Genomic DNA, 4,720 nt, shown 5'->3' on the forward strand with positions numbered 1-4,720 from the left:
GCTCTTGCCGGCGCCGTCGCCGGGTTGGTGCCGGCGGCATCCGGCAAGGTGGTCTTCGACGGTGTCGACATCACCGGCCTGGCGCCGGAGGCGATTGCCCGCAAGGGCGTCGCGCTGGTTCCAGAAGGCCGCCGTATCTTCGCCAGCCTGACGGTGGCCGACAATCTGCGTCTCGGCGGCGCAGTGCATCAGCCGGCGGCCGAGGCAAGGCTGCGCGAGGAGGAGATGCTGGAGTTGTTCCCGATCCTGCGCCGCTACCACCGCGTCAAGGGCGGCAATCTGTCGGGCGGCGAACAGCAGATGCTGGCCATCGCCCGCGCGCTGATGGGCAAGCCGCGCATGATCCTGCTCGACGAGCCCTCGCTCGGCCTTGCCCCGCAACTGATCGACACCGTCTTCGACCTGATCGCCGAACTGCGCCGCAAGGGCCTGACCATCCTGCTGGTCGAACAGAATGTGGCGCTGGCGCTCGAAATCGCCGACCGCGCCGTTGTGCTCGCCAATGGCGAGGTGGTGCTGTCGGGCACGGCAAAAGAACTCGCTTCATCGGACCTCGTCCGCCAAGCCTATCTGGGAGCTTAAGAAGCATGATCGCGCAGCAGATCATCAATGCGGTGAGCCTCGGCGGCGTCTATGCCCTGCTGGCGCTCGGGCTGGCGATCGTCTTTTCCATCGTCGGCCTCATCAACTTCGCCCATGGCGAGCTGATGACGCTGTCGGGCTATGCGCTTCTGGCCTCGCTGGTGCTCGGCTTCCCGTTCCCGGTGGCGGTGCTTGTCGCCGTCTCCTGCGGCGCGCTCGCCGCCGTCGCCATGGAGCGTATCGCCTTCAGGCCCATGCGCGGCGCCAGCGTCACCAGCCTGCTGTTGACCAGCTTCGCGGTTTCCAGCTTGCTGAAGGTCGTCTTCCAGAACGGCATCTCGGCACGGCCGCAAGCTGTCGCCATGCCTAGCTGGATGACCGGCGCCTTCTCCTTCGGCGACTTCACCATCGGCGTCGGTCCCAGCATCTCCATCGTCGTCTCCGCACTGGCGCTGATTGCGCTGGAAGTCTTCCTGCGCCGCTCGGTGACCGGCACGGCGATGCGCGCCGCGGCGGAAGATTTCGACGTCGTGCGCCTGATGGGCATTCCGGCCAGCCGCATCATCGCCACCGCCTTCCTGCTCTCCGGCCTGCTGGCCGGGCTGGCGGCCATGCTGTGGGTGGCGCAGCGTGCCTCGGTCGATCCGCTGATGGGCTTTACGCCGGTGTTGAAGGCCTTCATCGCCGCCGTCGTCGGCGGGCTCGGCAGCCTGCCCGGTGCGGTCGCCGGCGGCTTCCTGCTCGGCATCATCGAGGTGCTGTTGCAGGCGACACTGCCGGGAGCGATCGCGCCCTATCGCGACGCCATCGTGCTGTCGGGCGTCATCGCCGTGCTGCTGGTTCGCCCGCAAGGCCTGATCCCGGCGGTTCGCGCCCAGCGAAGCTGACCTGATGTATACCAAGCTCGAGTTCGCGCCACTGTCGCGCGACGAGGTGTTCGGCCTGATCGAGGCCGCGGCCTTCGCCGCGGTGGTGACATCGGGACCGCAGGGTCTTGTCGTCTCGCATCTTCCCTTCGTGCTCGATCGCGCGCGGGGTGAAAACGGAACGCTGGTCTCGCATCTCGCCAGGGCCAATCCGCACAGCGCGCTGATCGCCGAGGGCAGGGAGACGGTCGCCATCTTTCACGGTCCGCATGGCTACATCTCGCCGTCCTGGTATCCGCGCAATCCGGTGCGCGACAGCGCGCCGACCTGGAATTTTGCTGTCGTGCATTGTCATGGGCATCCGGTGCCGCTCGACGATCATGCCACCGCCCGGCATCTCCTGCAGCTTGTCGACGTGCTGGAGAAGGAGCGCGACGACCGCTGGTGCATGCGCGAACTGGGACCAGGCGGCATGGAGCGGCGCATACCGCATATCCTTGGGTTTGACCTGCCGATCGAACGGCTCGAAGCCAAGTTCAAGATGGGACAGGATGAGCGCCTCTACGACACGGGCGGAGCTATCGGGGCGCTGGAACAAAACGATCCGGCGCTGGCGGCGATGATGAAGGCGCACAACGCGCATCGCCAGGACTGACCGCCCGCATGCGGCAAGGATAAGAAAAAATGATCCCCAATCTCAACATCGTGCCCTTCGTCAGCGTCGATCATATGATGAAGCTGGTGCTGAAGATCGGCGTCGAGCGCTTCCTCGTCGAACTGGCCGGCTACATCGAGGATGATTTCCGCCGCTGGGAGCTGTTCGACAAGACGCCGCGCGTCGCCTCGCACAGCGCCGAGGGCGTCATCGAGCTGATGCCGACCAGCGACGGCGAGGTCTACGGCTTCAAATACGTCAACGGCCATCCCAAGAACATGCGCGAAGGCCGCCAGACGGTGACCGCTTTCGGCATGCTCGCCGATGTCCACAATGGCTATCCTGTCTTGCTATCCGAAATGACGATCCTGACCGCACTGCGCACGGCGGCGATGTCGGCTCTGGCCGCCAAATACCTGGCGCCGGCCGGCTCCAGCTGCATGGCGCTGATCGGCAACGGCGCCCAGGCCGAATTCCAGGCGGTGGCCTTCAAGGCGCTGCTCGGCGTCGACAGGCTGAGGCTTTACGACATCGACCGCACTGCCACCGAAAAATGCATCCGCAATCTCGCCGGTCTCGGCTTCGACATGGTCGCCTGCGGCACCGCGCAGGAGGCGGTCGAGGGAGCCGACATCATCACCACCGTCACCGCCGACAAGCAGTACGCCACCATCCTCACCGACAATATGGTCGGCTCCGGCGTGCACATCAACGCGGTCGGCGGCGACTGTCCGGGCAAGACCGAACTGCACCGCGATATCCTGCTGCGCTCCGATATCTTCGTCGAATATCCGCCGCAGACGCGCATCGAGGGCGAGATCCAGCAGCTTGCGCCGGATCATGAGGTGATCGAGCTGTGGCAGGTGATGTCGGGCGCCGTACAAGGCCGGCGCGATCCCGGTCAGATCACGCTGTTCGATTCGGTCGGCTTCGCCATCGAGGATTTTTCGGCGCTGCGCTATGTCAGGGATCAGCTGCGCTCGACTGGCCTCTACCAGGAACTCGACATGCTGGCCGACCCCGACGAGCCGCGCGACCTGTTCGGCATGCTGCTGAGAGCGGCCCAGCACGGTTGAGACGAGCGTTGTTCAGCCAGCCGAGCCCCACATGGCATCCGGCACCACCACCAGCTTGCCGACGAAATCCTTGGCGATGAAATCCGCCTGCGCATGGTGGAAATCGGAGAGCTTGTAGACGCCGCCGACCAGCGGCCGGATCTTTCTCGCCTCGATGTAGCCAACGATGCGGCGGAAATCCGCGCGCGTGCCCTGGCTTGAGCCATGCAGCTGCAACTGCTTCAGGTACATGGTCCTGAGATCGAACTGCACGACCGGGCCGGCAATCGCGCCTGCGGTAGTGTAACGGCCCTCGGGCCTGAGAATACGCAACAGGTCGTTGAAGATGGCGCCGCCGACGAGGTCGGCCACCACGTCGATCGGCTGGCCTCCGGTCGCCTCGTTCACGGCTCGCGGCAGGTCGGCAACACCACGGGTGATGACAACCTCGGCCCCGATGTCGCGCACCGCCTGTTCCTTGCCCTTGCCGACGACCGCATAGGGAATGGCGCCGCGCGCCCGTGCCAGTTGCACGATGCCCGAACCGACACCACCCGAGGCGCCTGTGACCAGCACACGCTCGCCGGCCTTGAGCGCGGCGCGCTCCAGCATCTGTTCACCGGTGAGGTAAGCGCAGCAGAAGGTGGCGAGTTCGATATCGCTCATGTCGGTGTCGATGACATGAGCGTTCTCGGCCGGCACGGCCTGGTATTCGGCGTAACCGCCATCGCGGCCATGGCCCATATAATCGATGTCGGCGAGTGAATCGTCGTCGCGGTTGTAGATCGAGAAATCGACCATCACCCGTTCGCCGATACGGTCCGGCGATACGCCTTCGCCGACGGCGGCGACGATACCGACGGTGTCCGTGCCCTGGATGCGCGGGAAAACAAGCGTGTTGCCCTGGCGGCGCCATGTCGACACGGCGGCAGCGTCCTCCTCCGTGCCATAGGCGCCCTGGCGCACCCAGACATCGGTGTTGTTCATCCCGCAAGCGCTGACCTTGACCAGCACTTCACCGGGAGCGGGCCCGGGCACTTTCACATCGCTGCGGTAGACGAGTTTTTCCGGTCCGCCGTGCCCGGTGAGCAGCACGGCGGCCATGGTGGCGGGGAGGGTTCTGATCATGGCATTCATCGGTCGATCTCAGAGATTGGCAAACACGCTCTTCACGGCATCGGCGGTCTTCGACACGACGATGTCGGCTTCCTCGCGGGTCAGGCAGAGCGGCGGCGCGAAGCCGAGAATATCGCCCTGCGGCATGGCGCGGCCGATGACGCCGCTTGCGGCAAGTGCCGTCGCCACCTGCGGGCCGATCTTGAGCGAGGCGTCGAAGAACACCCGGTCGTCCTTGTCGGCAACGAATTCCACCGCCGCCAGCATGCCGTCGCCGCGGACGTCCCCGACATTCGTGTGGCCGCCGACCGCCTTGGCCAGTTCGGCGCGGAAATAGGCGCCGGTCTCGCGGGCATTTGTCAGCAAATCCATCTCGTCGATCAGTTCGAGATTGGCCACACCGGCGGCGACGCAGATCGGATGCGCCGAATAGGTCCAGCCATGAC

At 65.4% G+C, this 4,720-nt stretch carries 6 protein-coding genes; 4 read left to right on the forward strand and 2 right to left on the reverse strand.

Annotated features, from left to right (window positions below):
* The 4 genes from EN906_RS23455 to EN906_RS23470 all read left to right on the forward strand — a co-directional run.
* The coding region (locus EN906_RS23455) for an ABC transporter ATP-binding protein (protein ID WP_164777304.1) at window positions 1-582 on the forward strand (582 nt) is incomplete at its 5' end.
* A 5-nt stretch (window positions 583-587) separates the two neighbouring features.
* Window positions 588-1,469: a branched-chain amino acid ABC transporter permease gene (locus tag EN906_RS23460; RefSeq protein ID WP_127269886.1), complete on the forward strand. Its 882-nt coding sequence runs from the start codon at window positions 588-590 to the stop codon at window positions 1,467-1,469.
* Between the two features lie 4 nt (window positions 1,470-1,473).
* Window positions 1,474-2,103 (forward strand): FMN-binding negative transcriptional regulator, encoded by a 630-nt coding sequence (locus tag EN906_RS23465; RefSeq protein ID WP_127269888.1) that lies wholly within the window; start codon window positions 1,474-1,476, stop codon window positions 2,101-2,103.
* A 29-nt stretch (window positions 2,104-2,132) separates the two neighbouring features.
* On the forward strand, window positions 2,133-3,179 hold the full coding sequence (locus tag EN906_RS23470; protein ID WP_127269890.1) for an ornithine cyclodeaminase: 1,047 nt from the start codon (window positions 2,133-2,135) through the stop codon (window positions 3,177-3,179).
* A gap of 12 nt (window positions 3,180-3,191) precedes the next feature.
* On the opposite strand, the gene EN906_RS23475 is transcribed toward EN906_RS23470, so the two are convergent.
* Together EN906_RS23475 and EN906_RS23480 are read right to left on the reverse strand one after the other, a co-directional pair.
* On the reverse strand, window positions 3,192-4,295 hold the full coding sequence (locus EN906_RS23475; RefSeq protein WP_127269892.1) for an alcohol dehydrogenase family protein: 1,104 nt from the start codon (window positions 4,293-4,295) through the stop codon (window positions 3,192-3,194).
* 9 nt (window positions 4,296-4,304) lie between these two features.
* Window positions 4,305-4,720: aminotransferase class III-fold pyridoxal phosphate-dependent enzyme (locus EN906_RS23480; RefSeq protein ID WP_127375413.1), on the reverse strand; the 416-nt coding region annotated here is incomplete at its 5' end.

Origin of the sequence: Mesorhizobium sp. M7A.F.Ca.CA.004.06.1.1, from assembly GCF_003999135.1 — a bacterium.
Taxonomy (GTDB): domain Bacteria; phylum Pseudomonadota; class Alphaproteobacteria; order Rhizobiales; family Rhizobiaceae; genus Mesorhizobium.

What these genes read in the sequence shown, in the direction of transcription:
- EN906_RS23460 (WP_127269886.1), top strand. Translation starts at nt 588, where the DNA reads ATGATCGCGCAGCAGATCATCAATGCGGTGAGCCTCGGCGGCGTCTAT.
- EN906_RS23475 (WP_127269892.1), bottom strand. Translation starts at nt 4,295, where the DNA reads ATGAATGCCATGATCAGAACCCTCCCCGCCACCATGGCCGCCGTGCTG.
- EN906_RS23465 (WP_127269888.1), top strand. Translation starts at nt 1,474, where the DNA reads ATGTATACCAAGCTCGAGTTCGCGCCACTGTCGCGCGACGAGGTGTTC.
- EN906_RS23470 (WP_127269890.1), top strand. Translation starts at nt 2,133, where the DNA reads ATGATCCCCAATCTCAACATCGTGCCCTTCGTCAGCGTCGATCATATG.